Source organism: uncultured Thiodictyon sp., from assembly GCF_903828115.1.
In the GTDB taxonomy this organism is placed as follows: domain Bacteria; phylum Pseudomonadota; class Gammaproteobacteria; order Chromatiales; family Chromatiaceae; genus Thiodictyon.
In genome coordinates this window covers 1-20,256 of sequence record NZ_CAIKKU010000086.1, presented here as the reverse complement: position 1 = coordinate 20,256, position 20,256 = coordinate 1, and the positions used below count along the sequence as shown (strand labels likewise).

The window sequence follows — 20,256 nt, the reverse complement described above, 5'->3', positions numbered from 1 at the left end:
GTCGTTGTCGTTGTCGTAATCGGAGAAGCGATGCAATCTGGCGTGCGAGAGAATTCGGGGCGCTGCGATAAACTCGATTACGACAACGACAACGACAACGACGCGACCAGCATTCCTTTAAGTGAACCGTTCCTTAGGTCATCTTCCCCTTCATCCCGGCCGGCGCCCGATGAGCTCGAGCACCGCCAAGGCCGCCGCGTGGGCGGCGTCGTGGCGCATCCCGGCGTGGATGCGGCCGTACTCCTGGGTGATCGCGGCCACTCGGGCGGGATCATCGAGGAGGGCCAGGATGGCCGGTGCCACCAGGTCGGCACGACACCGGTCCTGCAGAAATTCCGGGGCCAACTCGCGCCCCGCGAGCAGGTTGGCCATGGCCGCATATTGGACCTTCACCAGGCGCAGCTGCGTGAGCAGATGGTAGGTGAACGGGTGGACGCGATAGCCCACCACCATGGGGCGTTTGAGGAGCAGGGTCTCCAGCGTCGCCGTGCCCGAGGCGGTGAGGACGCAATCCGCGGCGGCGATGACCTCGCGGCCCCGCCCCTCGACCAGGGTCACCGGCAGGTCCGGGGCCAGGCGCTGCAAGGCGGCGACGAAGCAGGCGTGCAGCCGCGGGTTGACCAGGGGCACGGCGAAGCGCAGACCCGGGCGGGCGGCCAGGCAGGCGACAGCCGTCTCGATGAACGACGCCGCCAGTCGCTCCATTTCGCCCATGCGGCTGCCGGGCAGCAGTGCGATCAGGGTACCGGATGCGGCCAGCCCCAAGGCGGCCCTGGCCTTGGCCCGATCGACCTGCAACGGGATCTGGTCGGCCAGCGGATGGCCGACGTAACGGGCCGGCACCCCGTGTTGGCGCAGGAACGGCTCCTCGAACGGGAAGAGGCACAGCAGCAGGTCAACGGCGCGCCGAATCGCCTTGACCCGCCCCGGGCGCCAGGCCCAAACGGTGGGGCTAACGACGTGTACGGTGCGGATGCCGGCCGCGCGCAGGCGCCGCTCCAGACCCAGATTGAAGTCGGGCGCATCGATGCCGATGAACACATCGGGCCGGTCCTTGCGGAAATGCTCGGTGAGTTGGCGGCGCCGCTGCAGCAGCTCGCGCAGGTGACCCAGCACCTCGGTCAGCCCCATCACCGAGAGGCGCTCCAGCGGGAAGAGGGTCTCGCAACCGGCCGCCATCATCCGCGGCCCGGCCACCCCGACGCAGTGCACGCTCGGGACCAACCGAGTGAGCTCCGCGACAATGGCGGCTCCCAGGAGGTCGCCCGAGGCCTCGTTGGCGACGATGCCGACGCGCAACCCGATGTCGGCCATCAGCGTACGATGCCGCGACCACGCTCGGCCACGAAGGCGGCCAGCGCGGCGACCTCCGGGACCTCCGCGGCCAGGCCGCCGATACGCTCCAGGGCCTCGTCCAGTTTGAGTCCGGCCAGGTAGAGGGCGCGGTAGGCGCGCTTGATGGCGGCGATGGCCGCCGGACTGAAGCCGCGGCGGCGCAGCCCCTCACTGTTGATCCCGTGGGGTGCCGCGGGCTGGCCGCCGACCGTGACGTAGGGCGGCACGTCCTTGCTCAAGGCCGAGCCCATGGCACAGAAGCTGTGGGCGCCGAGCCGACAAAACTGGTGGACGATGGTGAAGCCGCCGAGGATGGCCCAGTCCTGGATCTCCACATGGCCCCCAAGAGAGGCGGCGTTGGCCATGATGACGTGATTGCCGATCCGGCAGTCATGGGCCACATGGGTATAGGCCATGAACAGGTTGTCGTCGCCGACGCGGGTGACGCCCTGGTCCTGGACAGTCCCGCGGTGCAGAGTGGCGCACTCGCGAATCTGGTTGCGGTCGCCGATCTCCAGGCGGGTCTCCTCCCCGCCGTATTTCATGTCCTGGGGGTCCTCACCCACCGAGGCGAACTGGAAGATGCGATTGTCCCGCCCGATGCGGGTGGGCCCGCGAATCACCGTATGGGGTCCGACCCGGGTGCCCTCACCGATCTCCACCCCCGCACCGATCACCGCGAAGGGGCCGACGTCCACCCCGGCGGCAAGCCGCGCGCCCGGGTCGATGACGGCGCAGGGGTGAATCAAGCGTTGAAGTCCCGGGCGGTGCACATGATCTCGGCGCTCGCCACCAGGCGGTCATCCACCCGCGCCTCCCCGTTGAATTTCCAGATGCCGCGGCGCACGGCCAACAGGTCGACCGTCATGATCAACTGATCACCGGGCTCCACCGGGCGCTTGAAGCGCGCCTTGTCGATACCGACGAAGTAATAGAGCGCCTTCTCGCCCACCTCCTCCGGGCGCGACGCCATGGCCAGGATGCCGGTCGCCTGGGCCATCGCCTCGATGATCAGGACCCCGGGCATCACCGGGCGCACCGGGAAGTGCCCGACGAAATAGGGCTCGTTATAGCTCACATTCTTGAGTGCGACCAACCGCTGGTCGCGCTTGAATTCCAACACCCGATCGATCAGCAGAAAGGGATAACGGTGCGGCAACAGACTCAGCACCTTGTGGATATCCATGGTGATGAGGTCCGAATCCACCCGCGCGACCGGCGTGGCCGGCTCCCCGCAGTTCGGGTCCACCGGGTAAGGCTGAGATGCCTGCATCAATCGTCCTCCTGCGCCGGCGCGACGTCTAAGTCTGCGATGCGCGCCTCGAGTTGTTTGAGTCGGCGCGACAGCTCATCGAGCTGTCGAAAGCGCGCCACGTTGCGCCGCCAGTCCGCGCTGGGCATGGCTGGTATTCCGCTGCTGTAGGAGCCCGCCTGCGGAAAGGACCGGGTCACCATCGCCTGCCCGGTGAAGTGCACACCATCGGCGATCGTCAGGTGTCCGGCCATCCCCACGGCCCCGGAGATGGTGCAATTGCGCCCGATCCGGGTGGAACCGGAGATTCCGGTCATGGCGGCCATGGCGGTATTCTCACCGACCTGCACGTTATGGCCGATCTGAATGTGATTGTCGAGCTTGACCCCGTCGCCGATGAGGGTGTCACCGATGGCGCCGCGGTCGACCGTGGTGTTGGCACCAATCTCCACATCATCACCCAGGACCGCCCGCCCCACTTGGGGGATGCGCACCCAGCGCTCGCCATCCTTCGCGAAGCCGAAGCCGGAGCGTCCGACCACCGCGCCTGGGTGCAGCAGCGCCCGCTTGCCGACCAGGGTCCCGCGGCACAGGGTCACCCGCGCCACCAGGCGGCTGTCCTCACCGATCGTCACCCCTTCCCCGATGATGCACCCCGGACCGACGAAGACCCGCGGCCCGATCCAGGCCCCGGCCTCGACGACGGCGGTTGGCCCGATCCACGCGCTGGTATCGACCACCGCGGTTGGCGCAACGACCGCCGCGGGATGCACGCCGCCCACGACCGGCGGGGATGGATAAAGCAAACGGGCGGCCCGCGCGAAACTGAGGTAAGGGTTGACGCTGATCACCACCGGCACGGGCGCCGCGTCCGCGTCCGTTTCGCGCAGGATCACCACCCCGGCGCGCGTCCGCGCGAGACCGGCGCGGTATCTGCGGTCCCCGAGAAAACTCAGACAGTCCGGCTGCGCGGCTTGCAGATCGGCGACCCGTGACACCCGGGTGTGCGGGTCGCCGCGATAGGGCTCACCCAGCAGGGCAGCCAGTTGTCCGAGGCCAAGGCCCCCGGTCGCGGCACCCGCTTCTGCATTCTCCGCGCCGCGCCCGCAACTGCTCATTTCGTAGCCGAGTCCCGCTTCAGCCGCTCGATCACCAGGTCCGAGATATCGACGCGGGGGCTGTAATAGACCAGGCCCTCGGAAATGACCAAATCGATGCCGAGTTCCTTCGCCAGTTCGATCACCACCTCCTGCACCTGCTTACCCAGCTTGGTCCGCAGCTCGTTTTGACGCAGGGCAAAGTCCTCCTGGAACTCGTCCTGCGCATACTTGAGTTTGCGGGTACGGCTGCGGATGTCGTTTTGCAGCCGCTGCATCTCGCTCTCGCTCATCAGGGCCGCATCGCGCTCGAGCTTGCTCTGCAATACCGTGATCTGCTCCTGCTGTTGGCGCAGATTGCGTTCGCGCTCCTCCACCTCGACTCGTAGCGCCTTGCCCGCCGCCTCGTATTGCGGGGAGCGCTCCACCACCCGGTTGGGATCGACCACGCCGATCTTGTAACTCTCCGCGCCGACGCCCGGCGCGAGCAGGAGTGTCACCGCGATGAAGCCGACGGCCGCCGGTTTGCGGTCCGGAACAGCACCCCAAGCAGCGCACTTGGCCGCGAATGAACGCAAATAAACGCCAATGAAACTATTGCTTAGCGATGCCCTGGGGCGCCCCCGGCAGGTGCCTGGAAAGCGCACGGCAGCGCCGTGATCGATTGCGTCCGGTTGCGTCATTGGCGGCTTATCCGTTCTTTCCGGACTAAAAGGTCTGGCCGACCCCGAACTGGAAAATCTGGGTCTCATCGCCCGGCTTCTCGTTCAGCGGGAAGCCCAGACTGATGGACAGGGCACCGATCGGCGACAGCCAACTGGCGGACAGGCCAGCCGAGAAGCGCATCTCGTCGAGATTAAATCCCGTCGGGTAGATCAGCGGGTTGTCTTGCGTGACCCAGACATTGCCCCCATCCAGGAAGAGCCCGAAGCGCAGGGTCTTCTCCAGATCGCCGCCGACCGGCGGTGCCACCAACAGTTCGATACTGCCGACGATCTTGGTGTCACCGCCCGTCGGGTTATAGTTTATGGAGAGTTCGCGCGGCCCCAGAGTGTTGGCCTGGTACCCGCGCACCGAGCGCGGCCCACCCGCGTAGTAATTGAAGAAAAACGGCAACGCGGTCAGATCGCCGTACCCAGCCCCGTAGCCCAACTCCGTGGACAGAGAAAGCACGAAGCGCTTGGTCAAGGGGATGTAGCGGGTTCCCTCATAGCCGACCCGGTAGTAGGTCAGATTGCTCCCCGGAATCGCGAGCTCACCGTGCAGCGACTGCAAATGGCCCTTGGTCGCGAATACCGCCTTGTCGCGCGTGTCATCCGTATAGCTCGCGCTCATGATAAAATCGTTGAAGGTCTGGCCGTTCTGCTGCACGAAGGCGTAAACCTGCGGTGCGTAGAAAATAGCGGTCAGCGGATTGTACTGGATATTGGTGTATTGGTAGCGCAGCGCAAAACCGGCGCGGCTGGTCTTTGAAATCGGCAACCCGAAATTCATCCCGGCGATGCCGGTATCCGTCGTGTAGGTCGCGTAACTCGTGTCGGTCAACTGGCTGAAATCCGTCGCCCGATACGACAGCTCGAAACCGCGGCTGATACCGTCGGCGGTATAATACGGATTCTGGTAGCTGAGTGAATACAGGGTGCTCGCCTGGCTGGTATTGAACGCCAGGGAGACGCGTTTTCCGGTGCCGAGGAAATTGGTCTGATTGATGCTCGCATTCAACAGCACACCCTGGGACTGAGAGTAGCCGATGCCGGCCATCAGATTGCCCGCGGGCTTCTCCCGGACCGTGACATTGACGTCCACCTGATCGGCGGAGCCGGCCACCGCCGGTGTCTCGGTGGTGACATCGTCAAAATAGCCCAGACGATTGAGCCGCTCACGCGACTCCTTGACCAGGGCCGCGGAGAACCAGGCGCTCTCCAGTTGGCGCATCTCGCGGCGCAACACCTCGTCACGGGTCCGCGTATTCCCCTTCATGTTGACGCGCCGGACATAGACCCGCTTGCCCGGGTCCACGAAGAAGGTGACCGTCACCTGCTTGGCCGCATCGTTGACCTCGGGGACCGCATTGACATTGGCGAAGGCATAGCCCTCGTCGCCGAGCAGGCTGGAGATGCGCTCGGAGCTCTCGGTCGTCAGCTTGCGCGAGAACGGCTCACCCCGGCGCAATTGGATCAGCGGAAAAATCCTGGCCACCGGTACCGCCGTCTCGCCCGCCAGCTTGAGGTCGCTGATCGTATAGGGGCTGCCCTCGTCGAGCACCACCGTCACGTAGATCTCCTTCTTGTCGGGACTGATCGAGACCTGGGTCGATTTGATGTCGAACTTGATGTAGCCGCGGTCGAGATAGAAGGAGCGCAGGCGCTCCAGGTCGCCCGCGAGTTTCTGCTTCGAGTATTGATCGTTCTTGGAGTAGAAGGAGTGCCAGGCGGTGGCGCCCAGCTCAAACTGCTTGAGCAGTTGCGGGGTGGCAAAGGCCTTGTTCCCGATGAGATTGATCTGCTTGATACGGGCGGTGAGGCCCTCGGTCACGTCGATGCGGATCGCCACCCGGTTACGCTCCTGCGGGGACACCGTGGAGACGACCAGGACGCCGTACTTGCCGCGCGAGTAATACTGGCGCTCCAACTCCTGCTCGATGCGATCCAGCACCGAGCGGTTGAACACCCGCCCCTCCTTCAGGCCAATCTCGTCCATCGCCTTGCGCAGCGTCGCCTCGTCGATATCCTGGTTGCCGACGAACTCGATCCTGGCGATCGAGGGACGCTCCTGTACCGTCAGGACCAGGACATTGCCTTCCCGCTCGACCCGGACATCATCGAAAAAGCCGGTCTGATAGAGGGCGCGAATGATATTGCCGGTAACATCATCCCCCACGGTATCGCCGACCTGCACCGGCAGATAATTGAAGACGGTGCCGGGCGCAATGCGCTGCAGGCCCTCGACCCGGATATCGGCAATCTGAAACTGCTGCGCCGACACCGCGGCGCAGAACAGGAGCAGGAAGGCAACGAGGGGCAGACGCCGACCGCCGCCGATGTCAGCAAATGCTAGGTGCAAGGAGTACTCCCCCAGGGTCGAACCGCGGCCCGGTTCCGGGCCGCGACTAAGGAACGGTTCACCAATAAGTTAAACAAGTCGATTAGCGAATGCCTTTAGCGCTGTTGTCGTTGTCGTTGTCGTTGTCGAGGTTATCGTAGCGCCGCAGATTCTCTCGCACCCCAAATTGCATCGCTTCTCCGATTACAACAACGACAACGACAACGACAACGACAACGATTGTGTTTAACCTGTTCTTGACTCGTTACTAAAGGGCACCGAGAACATCACGGCACCCGCGCGGGACAGGCTGGCCCCGCCATTGTTAGTTGCCCGAAAATGGCACCAAACGGAACCCGTCCGCGCTCGGGCAGGTTCGTTGCGTGACGTGAAGAATCCCCGCGCGGGAGATTTTTCAAGTCGCCAAGGGCGCTAGTATACGGGATCGGCAACCGCTAACCAAAGAGCCGCGACAGGTCCACGAAGAAGGCCAGACCCATGAGGGCCGCGATCAGGACGATCCCGACCTTCTGACCCTGCAACTGGGCATACTCCGACAGCGGACTGCCCTTGACCCATTCGATGAAAAAGAACAACAGGTGGCCGCCGTCCAGGACCGGGATCGGCAGCAGGTTCAAGACCCCCAGGCTGATACTGACCACGGCCAGGAATTTGACAAACGCGTCCCACCCCGCGTTGGCGGTTTGGCCCGCGACCTTGGCCATGGTGATCGGACCGCTGAGATTCTCCACCGAGGCCCGACCGACCAACATCCGCGCGATCACCCGCACGGTAAGCAGGCTCATGTCCAGGGTCTTGTGGGACGCCGCCGCCAGCGCGGCGAGTGGACCGTACCGGATCTCGACGCGATCCAGCAGCACCCCGGCCCCGATGCGCCCGACCGTCTTACCATCTCTCTCGACGGCGCGCGGCGTCAACCGCAGGGTCACGGGCGCCCCGGCACGCTCGATCGCGACCACGATCTCTTTGCCCGGCCGGGCCTGGACCATCTCCACCCAGTGCGCCCAGTCCCGCACCGGCTCACCGTCCGCGACCAGGAGGCGATCCCCGGGTTGCAGACCGGCGCGCTCCGCCGGCTCACCCGGGACCAGGTCCCCAACCACCGCGGCGGGACGCGGCGGTCGCGGGTTGAGTCCAATGCCGACGATGAGGCTGGCGTCTTCGGGCAGCGCGGCTAACCGTTGGCCGTCGACCAAGCGGTCCTGCTCGCGCCCCGCGGCATCGCGAACCCTGACGCGGAGGTCGTCGCCGGTACCCGCCTCGGCCATGAAGGCGAACACCGCATGATCCCAGATGGTCGCCTCACGATCGCCCACTTGCAACAACCGGTCCCCCACCTGAAACCCGCCCTGGGCCGCGATCGAGCCGGGCTCCACCGACGCCACCACCGCCCGCACGCCGCTCTCGCCGGCCATAAAGATGACCCAATACGCGAGGACGGCGAACAGCAGATTCGACACCGGCCCGGCCGCGACGATCGCCACGCGCCGCCACAGGGGCTGACGATTGAAGGCCAGGTGGAGTCGCGCCGGGGGGACCTCCTCCTCACGCTCATCGACCATCTTGACATAGCCGCCCAACGGGATGGCGGCCAACACATACTCGGTGGTATCCGCGCGGCGCTGCCAGCGCAGCAAGGGCCGCCCGAAACCGACCGAGAAGCGGATGACCCCGACGCCGAGCAGCCGCGCGACCGCGAAATGTCCTAATTCATGAACGGTAATCAAGATCGCCAGGGCGACCAGGAAATAGCCGACATCTTGCAATACGGTGGCTGACATGGCGCGCTAGACCGACCCGGTGGCGATCAACTGTTCGGCCGTGGCGCGGGCGCGCCGGTCCAGATCGATGAGGAAGGCCAGGTCCTGACCGACCACCGCCTGCGTCGGCGACGACGCAAGCGTCTCCTCCACCACCCGGGCAATGCCGGGGAAGCCCACCCGACCCTCCAGAAAGGCGGCCACAGCGACCTCATTGGACGCGTTCAACACCAAGGGGGCGGAGCCGCCGACACGCGCGGCCTCGAAGGCGAGCCGCAGGCACGGGAAGCGCCCCGGGTCCGGTGCCTGAAAATCCAGTCGGCCCAGCGCCACCAGGTCCAGCGGTGCAACCCCGGAGTCGAACCGCTCCGGCCAGGCCAGGGCGTGAGCGATGGGTGTGCGCATGTCCGGATTGCCCATCTCGGCCAGGACCGATCCGTCCTTGTATTGGACCAGGGAATGCACGGTGCTCTGCGGGTGGACCACCACGGTGACCCGTTCCGGTCCGGTACCGAAGAGCCAACAGGCCTCGATGACCTCCAGTCCCTTGTTCATCAGGGTGGCCGAATCGACCGAGATCTTGCGCCCCATACTCCAGACCGGATGGGCACAGGCCTGCTCCGGAGTCACCGCGGCAATCTGCTCCAGGGACCAATCGCGGAACGGACCACCGGAGGCGGTAAGCAGAATCTGCGCCACGCCGACCTGCGCCAGACCGGCGCGAAACCCCGTCGGCAGGCACTGGAAGATGGCGTTATGTTCGCTGTCGATCGGCAACAGTTCGGCCCCGCTCTCCGCCACCGCGTCCATGAACAGCGCCCCCGCCATCACCAGGGCCTCCTTGTTCGCCAGCAGGACGCGCTTGCCGGCCCGGGCCGCCACCAGGCTCGGGCGCAGCCCCGCGGCGCCGACGATGGCGGCCATCACATAGTGCGCCTGCGGCAGGGCCGCGACCTGCTCCAGCCCTTCGATCCCGGCCAGGACCTCGGGCGCCCCAGACATCCCCGCGAGCAGGGATTGGAGCCGCCGGGCAGCCGCGGGATCGGCCATGGCCGCAACGGCCGGCCGATAGCATCGACATTGCTCCGCCAGCAGCTCCGCATTGCGGTTCGCGGTCAGGGCCACGACCTGAAAGCGCTCCGGGTGGCGCCCCAGCACGTCGAGCGTGCTGAGGCCAATGGAGCCGGTGGAACCGAGTACAGCAACGCCGATCATGGATTTACCACTGCAATAAGAGTGAGGCCGAGCAGGAACAGCGGCGCCGCCGCGGTCAGACTGTCGATACGGTCCAGGAGACCGCCGTGTCCGGGCAGCAATTGCCCCGAGTCTTTCACGCCGCGCCGACGCTTGAGCAGGCTTTCATAGAGGTCGCCGACGACTGACATGAGCACCGTCACGGCACACACCAGGACCGCCGACCAGGGGCCGCCGCTCCCCGGGGCCAGCAGATAGCCCAAGGCAAGGCCGCCGACCCCGGCCAGCGCCAAGGCCCCATAGACGCCGGCGCGGGTCTTGCCGGGACTCAAGACCGGGGCCAGTTTGGTCCCGCCCCAGCGCCGGCCGGCGAAATAGGCCGCCGAGTCGGCAAACCAGATCAGCAACAACAGAAACAGGACCAGGGCCGGCCCCGCGGCGACGAAACCGTGCAGCGCGCCCAGGGCCGACCCCGCGGGATCGAAGGCGTGCAATTCGACCAGGGCCGCCCAGGCGACGCACAGGACCAGGAGTCCGGACAGCGCACCCGCCCCGTCCAGGGCCGTGCGGGGCTCGATGCGCGCCACGCGCGCCAGGAGGACGCTCTGGATGGCCCACCAGGCGCCACCGACGGCGACCAACCCGAGCCGCCACTGGGGCGGCGCAAACCAGAGGCTCGCCAGACCCACGGCAACCAGGATGACATAGGCCGCCCGCCCGGCCCGGGCCGCGATGCCGGTAAGCCCGCTCCATTCCCAGGCACCGACCAGCGTCACCATGGCGATGAAGGCGGCGAATCCCGGTGCCGGCAACCACAGCACCGCGGCCATCACCAGCGGCCCCAGAATGAAGGCCGTCGCGGTGCGCGCACGCAGCGCGCCGGCGGCCGTCACGACGTTACCGCCGCTCATAATCATCCACCCCGGAACGGTTCGCCACCTGTTCCCCGGTCAGGCCGAAACGACGCTGGCGCTGGGCGAAGTCGTCCAGGGCCAGGCCGTAGGCGGCAGCATCGAACTCGGGCCAGAGGAGATCGGTGAAATACAGTTCCGCGTAGGCCGACTGCCACAGGATGAAGTTGCTCAGACGCTTCTCACCCCCGGTACGGATAAAGAGATCCGGGTCGGGCAGGTCCGCAAAGGACAGCCGCGCGGCGATGGCCTGTTCATCCACCGCAGCGGGGTCGAGTCGGTTGGCCGCCACGTCGGACAAGACCCGCCGGGTCGCCTGCATGATATCCCAGCGCCCGCCATAGTTGGCCGCCACCTGGAGGTTGAGGGATCTGTTGTTGGCGGTCACGTCCTCCGCCTCGGCGATGCGGCGCTGCAGTTTCTCGCTGAAGGCGCCGCGCTCCCCGATCACGCGCAGACGCACGCCGTTGTCGTTGAGCCGCCGCACCTCGCCGCGCAGCGTGCTCAAGAAAAGGTCCATGAGGATACGAACCTCAGCCGGCGGGCGGCGCCAGTTCTCGCTGCTGAAGGCGAACAGGGTGAGGGTCCCGACCCCGCGGCGCACCGACTCCTCCACCACCGCGCGCACACTCTTCACGCCCTCGCGGTGCCCCCAGGTGCGGGCGCGATTGCGCTGATTGGCCCAGCGACCGTTGCCGTCCATGATGATGGCAACATGCTGAGGGACGCGCCGCTGATCATCGTGTGCCCCGCTGTCGGGGGATACCGTGTCCACGTGTTGTTGCGTCGGCTGCGGGACGCGCCTCAGATGGACATCAGGTCGGTTTCCTTGGCGGCGAGCGCATCGTCCACCTCCTTGACGTACTGATCGGTCAGCTTCTGCACGATGTCCTGGCCGCGGCGTTCGTCGTCCTCGGAGATCATCTTTTCCTTCACCATGTCCTTCAGTTCGGCATTGGCGTCGCGACGGATGTTGCGAAGCGCGACCCGCGCCTGTTCGGTCTCGTGGCGCGCCACCTTGATCAGGTCGCGGCGCCGCTCCTCGGTCAGCGGCGGCATGGGGACCCGGATCACGGTGCCCGCGGTGTTCGGATTGAGGCCGAGATCGGACTGCATGATCGCCTTTTCGACTGCCTGCACCATGCCCTTCTCCCAGGGTGTCACGGCGAGCGTCCGCGCGTCCTCGGCGATCACGTTGGCGACCTGTCGGATCGGCATCTCCGAACCGTAGTAGGACACCATGACGTGGTCCAGCAGCGCCGGGTGCGCCCGCCCGGTCCGGATCTTGGCCAATTCGTGGGCCAGCGCCTCCACGCTCTTGGCCATCCGGGTCGCCGCGTCTTTCTTGATGTCATTGATCATCTTCAGTCACCACTTACCACCAGGGAGCCCACGTCGTCGCCGCGCAGCAGGCGCAGCAAGGCCCCCGGCTCGTTGATATTCATCACGCGCAGCGCCATGCCGTGGTCGCGGCACAGCACGATGGCCGTGGTGTCCATGACCTGCAAGCCCTCACGCAGGGCGCGATCGTAACTGATTCGGGGATAAAAGGTCGCGTCCGCGACGCGCAGGGGGTCGGCGGAATAGATGCCGTCCACCTTGGTCGCCTTGATCAGCAGGTCCGCGCCGATCTCGATGGCCCGCAGACTGGCCGCCGAATCGGTGGTAAAAAAGGGGTTTCCGGTGCCGGCGGCGAAGATCACCACCCGCCCCTGCGCCAGATGCCGCAGCGCCCGCCGCGGGCTATGGTCCTCGCACACGCAAGCGACCGACAGCGCCGACATGACCCGCGTAGGCACCCCGAGGCGCTCCAGGGCATCCTGCATGGCAAGCGCATTCACCAGGGTCGCCAGCATGCCGATCTGATCGCCGGTCACCCGGTCCATCCCCCGGGCGGCCAAACCCGCACCGCGGAAAATGTTGCCGCCGCCGATCACCAGGGCCACCTGAATCCCTTCGCCCACCAGGTCCCGCACGTCACCGGCGAGGCCTTCGAGGACGTCCGGATCGATACTCTCGCGGCCGCCGCCCGCCAAGGCCTCGCCGCTGAGTTTCAACAGAATCCGACGGTAGATCGGGGCGGTCATAAGGTCTTCTCGTCACTCAGGGTGAATCTGGCCATGGCCGCCGAACGCGGGTTCGCAACGACTGCCCGGGCGCCGGGGGGCCAGTACCAACCCCGGCGGACCGGTAATCCCAGAAAGAGCATTTGTATGGTAATCAGTCCTTTTGCAGTGCCGCGACCTCGTCGGCGAAGTTCTCGTTACGCTTCTCAAGGCCCTCGCCGACCTCGACCCGGGCGAAGCGCCGCACCCCGGCACCGGCCTGCTTCAGGAGCTTCTCGACGGTCTGCTCCGGGTCCTTGACGAAGGCCTGACCCAGCAGCGTCACCTCCTCCATGAATTTGCGCACCCGGCCCTCGATCATCTTCTCGACGATGGCGGGCGGCTTGCCGCTGTCCGCGGCCTGGGCGCGGAAGATCTCGCGCTCCTTCTCCAGCGCCGCCGCCGGCACCTCGTCGGCGCTCACGCACACCGGGTTGCTCGCCGCCACATGCATGGCCAGATCACGCCCCAGGGTCTCGTCCCCGCCGATCACCTCCACCACCACGCCGATGCGCACACCGTGGCGGTAGCTGTAGAGGGTCCCCTCGACGCCATCGAACCGCACCAGACGCCGCACCTGGACGTTTTCCCCGATCTTGGTGATCAGGGCCTCGCGGGCCGCGTTGACCGTGGTCGCGGGGTCATCGACGAGCGGCAGTTCCAGGAGCGCGGCGGCGTCTACCGCGTCGCAGGCCAGGGCGGTCTTGGCGACGCTGGCCGCGAAGCCCTGGAAGTTGGCGTCCTTGGCGACGAAATCGGTCTCGCAGTTGATCTCGACCATGACGCCGCGCTTGCCGTCGGCGGCCAGTTCGATGACCACCATCCCCTCGGCCGCGATGCGCCCGGACTTCTTGGCGGCCTTGGCCTGGCCGGACTTGCGCATGGCGTCGATGGCCGCCTCGATGTCGCCGGCCGCCTCCACCAAGGCCTTCTTGCACTCCATCATGCCCGCGCCGGTGCGCTCGCGGAGTTCTTTAACGGTCGCCGCTGCAATTGACATGGCTGACTTCCTCATACTGCTGGCGCGCCCGGCCGGAAGCCGGGCGCGGCGAAAATGGGTGTTGCCCGCACGGCGGGCGACGGTCCCGAAGACTGACGCGGACCGGTCTTGGACCAGTCGCCGAGGCGTCGGCGGCCACGCCGCCGACCACCCGCTTCAGGGGACTCCCGCGGACCTACGAAGCGGCCTGATCCCGACCCGCCGGGGCGTCGCGGAACTCGGTTTCACGGCCCGACACCATCCCGGCGGCCGTGTCACGCCCCTCGAGGACCGCATCGGCGGTGCCGGCGACGTAGAGACGCACGGCGCGGATGGCGTCGTCGTTACCGGGGATTACGTAATCGACCTTGCTCGGGTCGTTGTTGGTGTCGACCACGCCGACCACCGGGATGCCCAGCTTGTTGGCCTCGGTCACGGCGTTCTTTTCGTGACCCACGTCGATGACGAACATGGCGTCCGGCAGGCCATCCATGTCCTTGATGCCGCCCAGGCTCTGCTCCAGCTTGTCGCGCTCGCGCGACAGATCCAGGGCCTCCTTCTTGTTGAAGCGCTCGATGCCCCCGCTCTCGAACATCGCCTCCAGGTCCTTCAACCGCTTGATGGACTGGCGGATGGTCTTGAAATTGGTCAACATGCCGCCCAGCCAGCGATGGTTGACGAAGGGCATGCCGCAGCGCAGGGCCTCCTCGCGCACCGCATCGCGGGCCGCCCGCTTGGTGCCGACAAACAGCACCTTGCCGCCGTTGGCGGACAGGGTACTCATGAAATTCAAGGCGTCCTGGAAGAGCGGGACCGTCTTCTCCAGGTTGATGATATGGATCTTGTTGCGGTGCCCGAAGATGAAGGGACCCATCTTGGGGTTCCAGTAACGGGTCTGGTGGCCGAAATGGACTCCGGCCTCCAGCATCTGGCGCATGGATACTTGACTCACGATCGTTTCCTCGATGTTTTGGGTTAGGCCTCCACGCGTCCCATGCAGCAACCCCCCAGGCAGCAAACCCGGCGGGCACCCGGCAACATGTGACGACGCGTGTGTGGTTGAATATCCAACCGCAAAGGCGGCTGGTGCTCGTAATAACCGACCCGGGAGTGGGGGACCGCACGTCTTTCGGCCGGCCCCAAAAATAAAGCGAAAAACTATGGTTTTTCGCTTGGATAGGCGATCTTCTGCCCTGATCTCCGATCGCTTGGCCCGGGCAGCCTGCCGCGTGAACGTCTACGGGGAAACCCTGGGGCCGCGCGCACCGGAGTATCATCCCAGGCACCGGTCAGCGCCCGTTTGCGACGACGCGCCGCGTTTTATACCATAGTCAGCTTCGCCCGAGCAACGGCGGCGCGAACCAAACACTCTTTTTTCCTTAATAATCCGGGTACCAGGTGGACGCATTCAAAGGCCCTATGAGCGTGCAAATCAAGACCCCCGAGGCGATCGAGCGGATGCGCCTCGCCGGGCGCCTGGCCGCAGACGTCCTCGACATGATCGCCGAACACGTCCAGCCCGGCGTCACCACCGACGAGTTGGATCGCCGCTGCCACGAGTACATGGTGCAGGTCCAGGACACCGTGCCCGCCCCCCTGAACTACCGCGGCTTCCCCCGCTCGATCTGCACCTCGGTCAACCATGTGGTGTGCCACGGCATCCCTGCCAACAAGCGGCTGAAGCGGGGCGATATCATCAATCTCGACATCACCGTGATCAAGGACGGCTACCACGGCGATACCAGCATGATGTTCTTCGTCGGCGAGCCCTCGGTGCTGGCCAGACGCCTGGTCGGCGTCACCCGGGCGGCCTTGTTGCGCGGCATCGCGGCGGTGCGCCCCGGCGCCACCCTGGGCGACGTGGGTCACGCCATCCAACAGTTCGTGGAGGCCCACGGCTACTCGGTGGTGCGCGAGTATTGCGGGCACGGGATCGGCCGCGAGTTCCACGAGGACCCCCAGGTCCTGCACTACGGCAAGCCGGGCGAGGGGCTCACCCTGCGCCCGGGGATGTGTTTCACGATCGAACCCATGGTCAACGCGGGCAAGCGCTTCATCAAGCTGCTCCCGGACGGGTGGACCGTAGTGACCAAGGACCACAGCCTCTCGGCCCAGTGGGAACACACGCTCCTGGTCACGGAGGAGGGCCACGAGGTCCTGACCCTGCGGGCCGACGAGCGCGCCGCGGCCCCCGCCCCATGAGCGCCGTCCCCGCCCCAGTCCCGGCCGACGACGCCGCGGCGGCGCCGAACCTGCGCGACCTGATTCCGCTCTACCGCCGCCAACTGCGTGACGGCCGCGAGGCCCTGTTCAAGGAGTTCGACCAAGGGGTGCCGGTCACCACGCTGGTGCTGTCCCTGAGCGAGCTCACCGACCAGGTCCTGCGCGAGGTCTGGGTCCGGCATGTCGGCACCCCCGCGGGTCTGGCCCTGGCCGCGGTCGGCGGCTACGGCCGCCAGGAGTTGCACCCGGCCTCGGATCTCGACATCCTGATCCTGGCCGAGCCCGCGGTCGAGGCGACGCACCAGGAACCCCTGGAGCAGTTGGTGACCTTCCTGTGGGACATCGGCCTGCAGGTCGGGCACAGCGTGCGCAGCGTCGCCGAATGCGTCATCGAGGCTGCAGGCGACGTCACCGTGATGACTAACCTGATGGAGGCACGCCTGCTGGCCGGCGACGCGGCCCTCTTCGAGCGCATGCGCGGCGCCACCGGCCCGGATCGGGTCTGGGACAGTCAGGCGTTCTTCACCGCCAAGACCGAAGAACAGCAGGCACGCTGGCACAAGTACGGCGACACCGCCTACAACCTGGAACCCAACATCAAGGAAAACCCCGGGGGCCTGCGCGACATCCAGATGATCGGCTGGGTCGCCAAGCGGCACTTCGCCGCCGCCACCCTGCACGAACTGGTGACCCAGGGCTTCCTCATCGAGCCCGAGTACCAGGCCTTGATCGAGGGCCAGAACCACCTGTGGCGCATCCGCTTCGCGCTGCATCGGCTCACCGGGCGGCGCGAGGACCGGCTGCTGTTCGACTACCAGCGCACCATGGCGGGCCAGTTCGGCTTCAGCGACGGGGAGAACAACCTCGCGGTCGAGCAGTTCATGCAGCAATACTATCGGACCGTGCAGGAACTCAACCGCCTGAACGAGATGCTGCTGCAGCTCTTCCGGGAAGCCATCCTGCTGCACGACGACATCGGCCCCCCGGTCCCGATCAACAAGCGCTTCCAGTCGCGCAGCGGCTATCTGGAGATCAGTTGCCCGACCGTGTTCCGGCGCTATCCGGTCGCCCTGCTCGAGGTCTTCTACCTCCTCCAGACCCACCCCGAGTTGTCGGGCGTGCGCGCCAGCACCATCCGCTCCATCCGCGAGAACCGCCACCGCATCGACGACGCCTTTCGCGCCGACATCCGCGCCCGCAGTCTCTTCATGGAGTGCCTGCGCGCACCCCAGGGCATCACCCACTCGCTGCGGCGCATGAACCGCTACGGGGTGCTCGCCGCCTATATCCCGCCCTTCGCCAACATCGTCGGGCGCATGCAGTACGACCTCTTCCACGTCTACACGGTCGACGAGCACACGCTCGCCCTGCTGCGCAACCTGCGCCGCTTCACCGTCGCCGAGCACGCCGAGGAATTCCCCCTGTGCAGCGCGGTCAGCCTGCGCATCCCGAAGCTCGAGGTCCTGTACCTGGCGGGGCTCTTCCACGACATCGCCAAGGGCCGCGGCGGCGATCACTCCCAACTGGGCGCCCGCGACGCCTGGGACTTCTGCCGCCTGCACGGGCTCTCGGAGTTCGACAGCCGCCTGGCCGCCTGGCTGGTGGAGAAACACCTGCTGATGTCCATGACCGCCCAGCGCAAGGACATCAGCGATCCGGAGGTGATCCAAGCCTTCGCCGAGATGGTCGGGGAGCAGACCCGGCTCGACTATCTCTACCTGCTCACCGTGGCGGATTCGCGCGCCACCAACCCGGAGCGCTGGAACAGTTGGATAGACGCACTGCTGCGCGAGCTCTACCACGCCACCCGGCGGGCCCTGCTGCGCGGCCTGGAGCATCCCCAGGCCCAGGAGGAACTGATCGCGCAGAAACAGGACGAGGCCACCCGCCTGGTCCAGCGCTACGGCGGCGACCCCGACGCCTGCACCCGACTGTGGCGGCGCTTCAGCCTGGACTTCTTCCTGCACAACTCCCCGGACGAGATCGCCTGGCAGACCCGCCTCATCCTGGACACGCCGCCCGGCGCCCTGCCGCTGGTGATGATCCGCCCGGTCACCGCCCGCGGCGGCACCGAGATCTTCATCTACACCACTGACCGCGCCAACCTGTTCGCCCGCACCACCGCGCTCCTGGATCAGTTGGGACTGAGCATCATGGACGCCCGCGTCATGACCACCGACGACCACATGGCGGTCAATACCTACCAGGTGCTCGATCTGGACGGCCACCCGGTCAACGACTCCGACCGCATGGACGAGATCCGCAGCGCCCTCACCGCGGACCTGCGCGCCCACGCCCGCGGCGGCATCGCGGTGGCGCGCAGCCTGCCGCGCCGCCACCGCCACTTCCCGATCGAGACCCGGGTCAGCTTCGCAGTCGACGAGGCCAACCGCCGCACCGTCATGCGGCTCAACACGCTCGACCGGCCCGGGCTGCTGGCCGAGGTCGGCGAGGTCTTCCAGACCTGCAACATCCGGCTGCAGAACGCCAAGATCGCCACCGTCGGCGCCGAGGTGGACGACGTCTTTTTCATTACCGCCGCGGACGAGTCGCCCATCCTGTGCGAGAGCGCCATCGCCTGCCTGAGCCGGGAGGTCTATGCCCGGCTCGATCCCGAAAAGGGCGCCATTAAGGGTGGGGGTTGATGAGAGATCTCGCGCGGGGCGCCCTTTTCGGGACTGATGAAGGCGGGAACCAGGGACCTAACGCCAGGCCGTCGCTGACAGGCCGGACGGGGCATTCGAGATTGGGCAAGTATTCGGATCGTGCCCGGTGCCTAGCGTAGACTGTCAGCCAAGTCGGAACCAAGGGGTCAGGGGGATGGTCGGCAGACGCTACAAGCAGGGCACGGCACGCGGGTACGAGGCACGGTTGCCGCGGCGCATCGAAGACTTTGTGGGCGCGGACAATCCGGTGCGCGCGATCGACGCCTTCGTGGACACCTTGGACCTGGCGGTGCTCGGGTTCGTGAACGCGGGCGGGGCGCTGCGCTGCGGGCGGTGTGCAAGGACTTCATCCTCCTGTGCAAGGACCTGGACCTGCTCGGCGGGGAGGAGATCGGCATCGACGGCGCCTTCTTCAACGCCAGTGCCAGCGACGCCAGCGTCATCACCAAGACCACACTGGAGAAGCGACTCACGCAGATCGAGCGCGACATCGACGCCTATCATCACGCCCTTGAAACCCAGGATGCCCAAGAACGGGGGTTGCCTGAGGACTTGAGCAAGACCCCGGAGTTGGCCGCCAAGATCGTGAAGCTCCAGGCGCGCCAAGCGCAGCACGGTGCCCTGCTCACGCAGTTGGCGGACAGCGGGGACACCCAGATCTCGCGTACCGACCCCGATGCCCGCGCCTTGCGCAAGGGCGGCCAGCAGCTGGTCGGCTACAACGTCCAGAACTCCGTCGATAGCAAGCACCGGCTGATCGTCCATTACGAGGTGACCAACGCCGGCAACGACACCCAGCAATTGGCCCCGCAAGCCCTCGCGGCCAAAGCGGTGTTGGCGGTCGAGAAACTGACCGCCGCGGCCGATGCCGGGTATTTCAACGAGGCGCAGTTGGCCGAGTGTGCGCAGGCCAACATCACCGTCTACGTCCCGGTTCCCGACTACGCGCAGGGCCTGACCGCGCAGGGGCGCTTGAGCGGGGCGAACTTCCAGTACCTGCCGGAAACCGATGTCTATCGCTGCCCCGGCAAACAAGAACTGCACCAGTATGGCACGCCGCACCGCCGCGCCGGCACCGGCACCCTCTACACCCGTTACAGCCGCCCGCCCGGCGCGTGCCAAGACTGCCCGCTCAAAGCGTCGTGCCTGCCGGAGAGCGGCCGGCGCCAGATCGAGCGCTCCGAGCATGCGCCGGTCGTGGACGCCCTGCGCCAGCGCATGGCCGACCAGGGACCCGCGCGCATGCGTCAACGCGCCGGTTTGGTCGAACATCCCTTTGGTACGCTCAAGCGCTGGTTCGGCTGGGACCACTTCCTGGTGCGCGGCTTGGAGAAAGTCTGGGGTGAGATGAGCCTGATGGTGCTCGGCTACAATCTCACGCGGGTGATCCACTGCGGATTCCGCGCAAATTGGACAGCCGTTCCACGGCAAACTGGACACCTGTTCCAGGCCAAACTGGACAGTCGGAGCGAAGCGACGCGCGGGGGTGATGCTGTTTACGCTGTGATGGGTTCCACCGTCAATCTGGGGTCAGAAGCCGCGATGATGTTTGCGCTGGGCAGGGCGGCACCCCGCCGTCGTTTGAACATTGAAAAGCTTGTAATGATTGCGCCGCAGGCGTTCTCAGCCAGCGCTGTGGCCCCTGCGGCGCAGTGTGGGCAAAGGGTGAAT

17 protein-coding genes are annotated in these 20,256 nt (G+C 66.3%); 3 read left to right on the top strand and 14 right to left on the bottom strand.

What is annotated here, in order from left to right; all coding sequences use genetic code 11:
- Positions 1-150 precede the first annotated feature (150 nt).
- The 14 genes from lpxB to rpsB all read right to left on the bottom strand — a co-directional run bounded on the left by lpxB (position 151) and on the right by rpsB (position 14,633).
- Entirely contained in the window at positions 151-1,314 is a 1,164-nt protein-coding gene (lpxB, locus tag QZY48_RS03145) for a lipid-A-disaccharide synthase (protein ID WP_295427584.1), read from the bottom strand.
- On the bottom strand, positions 1,314-2,084 hold the full coding sequence (gene lpxA, locus QZY48_RS03140) for an acyl-ACP--UDP-N-acetylglucosamine O-acyltransferase (RefSeq protein WP_295427581.1): 771 nt from the start codon (positions 2,082-2,084) through the stop codon (positions 1,314-1,316). Before lpxA ends, lpxB begins: the two co-directional genes overlap by 1 nt.
- Positions 2,081-2,608, bottom strand: a complete 528-nt coding sequence (gene fabZ, locus QZY48_RS03135; RefSeq protein WP_295427579.1) for a 3-hydroxyacyl-ACP dehydratase FabZ — start codon at positions 2,606-2,608, stop codon at positions 2,081-2,083. The genes lpxA and fabZ overlap by 4 nt, the downstream gene beginning before the upstream one ends.
- The gene (gene lpxD / locus QZY48_RS03130) at positions 2,608-3,705 is read right to left on the bottom strand and encodes a UDP-3-O-(3-hydroxymyristoyl)glucosamine N-acyltransferase (protein ID WP_295427577.1); all 1,098 of its coding nucleotides are present in this window, start codon (positions 3,703-3,705) and stop codon (positions 2,608-2,610) included. Before lpxD ends, fabZ begins: the two co-directional genes overlap by 1 nt.
- A complete protein-coding gene (locus QZY48_RS03125; protein WP_295427594.1) occupies positions 3,702-4,190 on the bottom strand; it encodes an OmpH family outer membrane protein in 489 nt (162 codons plus the stop codon). Before QZY48_RS03125 ends, lpxD begins: the two co-directional genes overlap by 4 nt.
- A 202-nt stretch (positions 4,191-4,392) precedes the next feature.
- A complete protein-coding gene (gene bamA / locus QZY48_RS03120) occupies positions 4,393-6,669 on the bottom strand; it encodes an outer membrane protein assembly factor BamA (protein ID WP_295427591.1) in 2,277 nt (758 codons plus the stop codon).
- Between the two features lie 512 nt (positions 6,670-7,181).
- Complete coding sequence (rseP, locus tag QZY48_RS03115; protein WP_295427574.1) at positions 7,182-8,528, bottom strand: RIP metalloprotease RseP; 1,347 nt, start codon at positions 8,526-8,528, stop codon at positions 7,182-7,184.
- A gap of 6 nt (positions 8,529-8,534) precedes the next feature.
- On the bottom strand, positions 8,535-9,722 hold the full coding sequence (gene ispC, locus QZY48_RS03110; protein ID WP_295427571.1) for a 1-deoxy-D-xylulose-5-phosphate reductoisomerase: 1,188 nt from the start codon (positions 9,720-9,722) through the stop codon (positions 8,535-8,537).
- Positions 9,719-10,612: a phosphatidate cytidylyltransferase gene (locus QZY48_RS03105; protein WP_295427568.1), complete on the bottom strand. Its 894-nt coding sequence runs from the start codon at positions 10,610-10,612 to the stop codon at positions 9,719-9,721. Before QZY48_RS03105 ends, ispC begins: the two co-directional genes overlap by 4 nt.
- Positions 10,599-11,387: a polyprenyl diphosphate synthase gene (uppS, locus tag QZY48_RS03100; RefSeq protein WP_295427566.1), complete on the bottom strand. Its 789-nt coding sequence runs from the start codon at positions 11,385-11,387 to the stop codon at positions 10,599-10,601. The genes QZY48_RS03105 and uppS overlap by 14 nt, the downstream gene beginning before the upstream one ends.
- A 29-nt stretch (positions 11,388-11,416) precedes the next feature.
- Complete coding sequence (gene frr / locus QZY48_RS03095; protein WP_100921015.1) at positions 11,417-11,974, bottom strand: ribosome recycling factor; 558 nt, start codon at positions 11,972-11,974, stop codon at positions 11,417-11,419.
- A 2-nt stretch (positions 11,975-11,976) separates the two neighbouring features.
- Positions 11,977-12,699, bottom strand: a complete 723-nt coding sequence (pyrH, locus tag QZY48_RS03090; protein ID WP_295427559.1) for a UMP kinase — start codon at positions 12,697-12,699, stop codon at positions 11,977-11,979.
- Positions 12,700-12,832: 133 nt separating this feature from the next.
- Entirely contained in the window at positions 12,833-13,717 is an 885-nt protein-coding gene (gene tsf, locus QZY48_RS03085) for a translation elongation factor Ts (RefSeq protein WP_295427556.1), read from the bottom strand.
- Positions 13,718-13,892: 175 nt separating this feature from the next.
- Complete coding sequence (rpsB, locus tag QZY48_RS03080) at positions 13,893-14,633, bottom strand: 30S ribosomal protein S2 (RefSeq protein ID WP_295427590.1); 741 nt, start codon at positions 14,631-14,633, stop codon at positions 13,893-13,895.
- A gap of 482 nt (positions 14,634-15,115) precedes the next feature.
- Between rpsB and map the strand changes: the two genes are divergently transcribed.
- From map to QZY48_RS03065, 3 genes are all read left to right on the top strand, one after another.
- A complete protein-coding gene (gene map, locus QZY48_RS03075) occupies positions 15,116-15,898 on the top strand; it encodes a type I methionyl aminopeptidase (RefSeq protein WP_295427554.1) in 783 nt (260 codons plus the stop codon).
- Positions 15,895-18,564: a [protein-PII] uridylyltransferase gene (gene glnD, locus QZY48_RS03070; RefSeq protein ID WP_295427551.1), complete on the top strand. Its 2,670-nt coding sequence runs from the start codon at positions 15,895-15,897 to the stop codon at positions 18,562-18,564. The genes map and glnD overlap by 4 nt, the downstream gene beginning before the upstream one ends.
- 141 nt (positions 18,565-18,705) lie before the next feature.
- Positions 18,706-20,256, top strand: a 1,551-nt coding sequence (locus QZY48_RS03065) for an IS1182 family transposase (protein ID WP_295427587.1), incomplete at its 3' end; no start/stop codon positions are given.

Coding starts and splice junctions, on each gene's coding strand:
- lpxB (WP_295427584.1), bottom strand. CDS start 1,314: ATGGCCGACATCGGGTTGCGCGTCGGCATCGTCGCCAACGAGGCCTCG.
- fabZ (WP_295427579.1), bottom strand. CDS start 2,608: ATGCAGGCATCTCAGCCTTACCCGGTGGACCCGAACTGCGGGGAGCCG.
- lpxD (WP_295427577.1), bottom strand. CDS start 3,705: ATGAGCAGTTGCGGGCGCGGCGCGGAGAATGCAGAAGCGGGTGCCGCG.
- rseP (WP_295427574.1), bottom strand. CDS start 8,528: ATGTCAGCCACCGTATTGCAAGATGTCGGCTATTTCCTGGTCGCCCTG.
- ispC (WP_295427571.1), bottom strand. CDS start 9,722: ATGATCGGCGTTGCTGTACTCGGTTCCACCGGCTCCATTGGCCTCAGC.
- QZY48_RS03105 (WP_295427568.1), bottom strand. CDS start 10,612: ATGAGCGGCGGTAACGTCGTGACGGCCGCCGGCGCGCTGCGTGCGCGC.
- frr (WP_100921015.1), bottom strand. CDS start 11,974: ATGATCAATGACATCAAGAAAGACGCGGCGACCCGGATGGCCAAGAGC.
- pyrH (WP_295427559.1), bottom strand. CDS start 12,699: ATGACCGCCCCGATCTACCGTCGGATTCTGTTGAAACTCAGCGGCGAG.
- tsf (WP_295427556.1), bottom strand. CDS start 13,717: ATGTCAATTGCAGCGGCGACCGTTAAAGAACTCCGCGAGCGCACCGGC.
- rpsB (WP_295427590.1), bottom strand. CDS start 14,633: ATGCGCCAGATGCTGGAGGCCGGAGTCCATTTCGGCCACCAGACCCGT.
- map (WP_295427554.1), top strand. CDS start 15,116: ATGAGCGTGCAAATCAAGACCCCCGAGGCGATCGAGCGGATGCGCCTC.
- glnD (WP_295427551.1), top strand. CDS start 15,895: ATGAGCGCCGTCCCCGCCCCAGTCCCGGCCGACGACGCCGCGGCGGCG.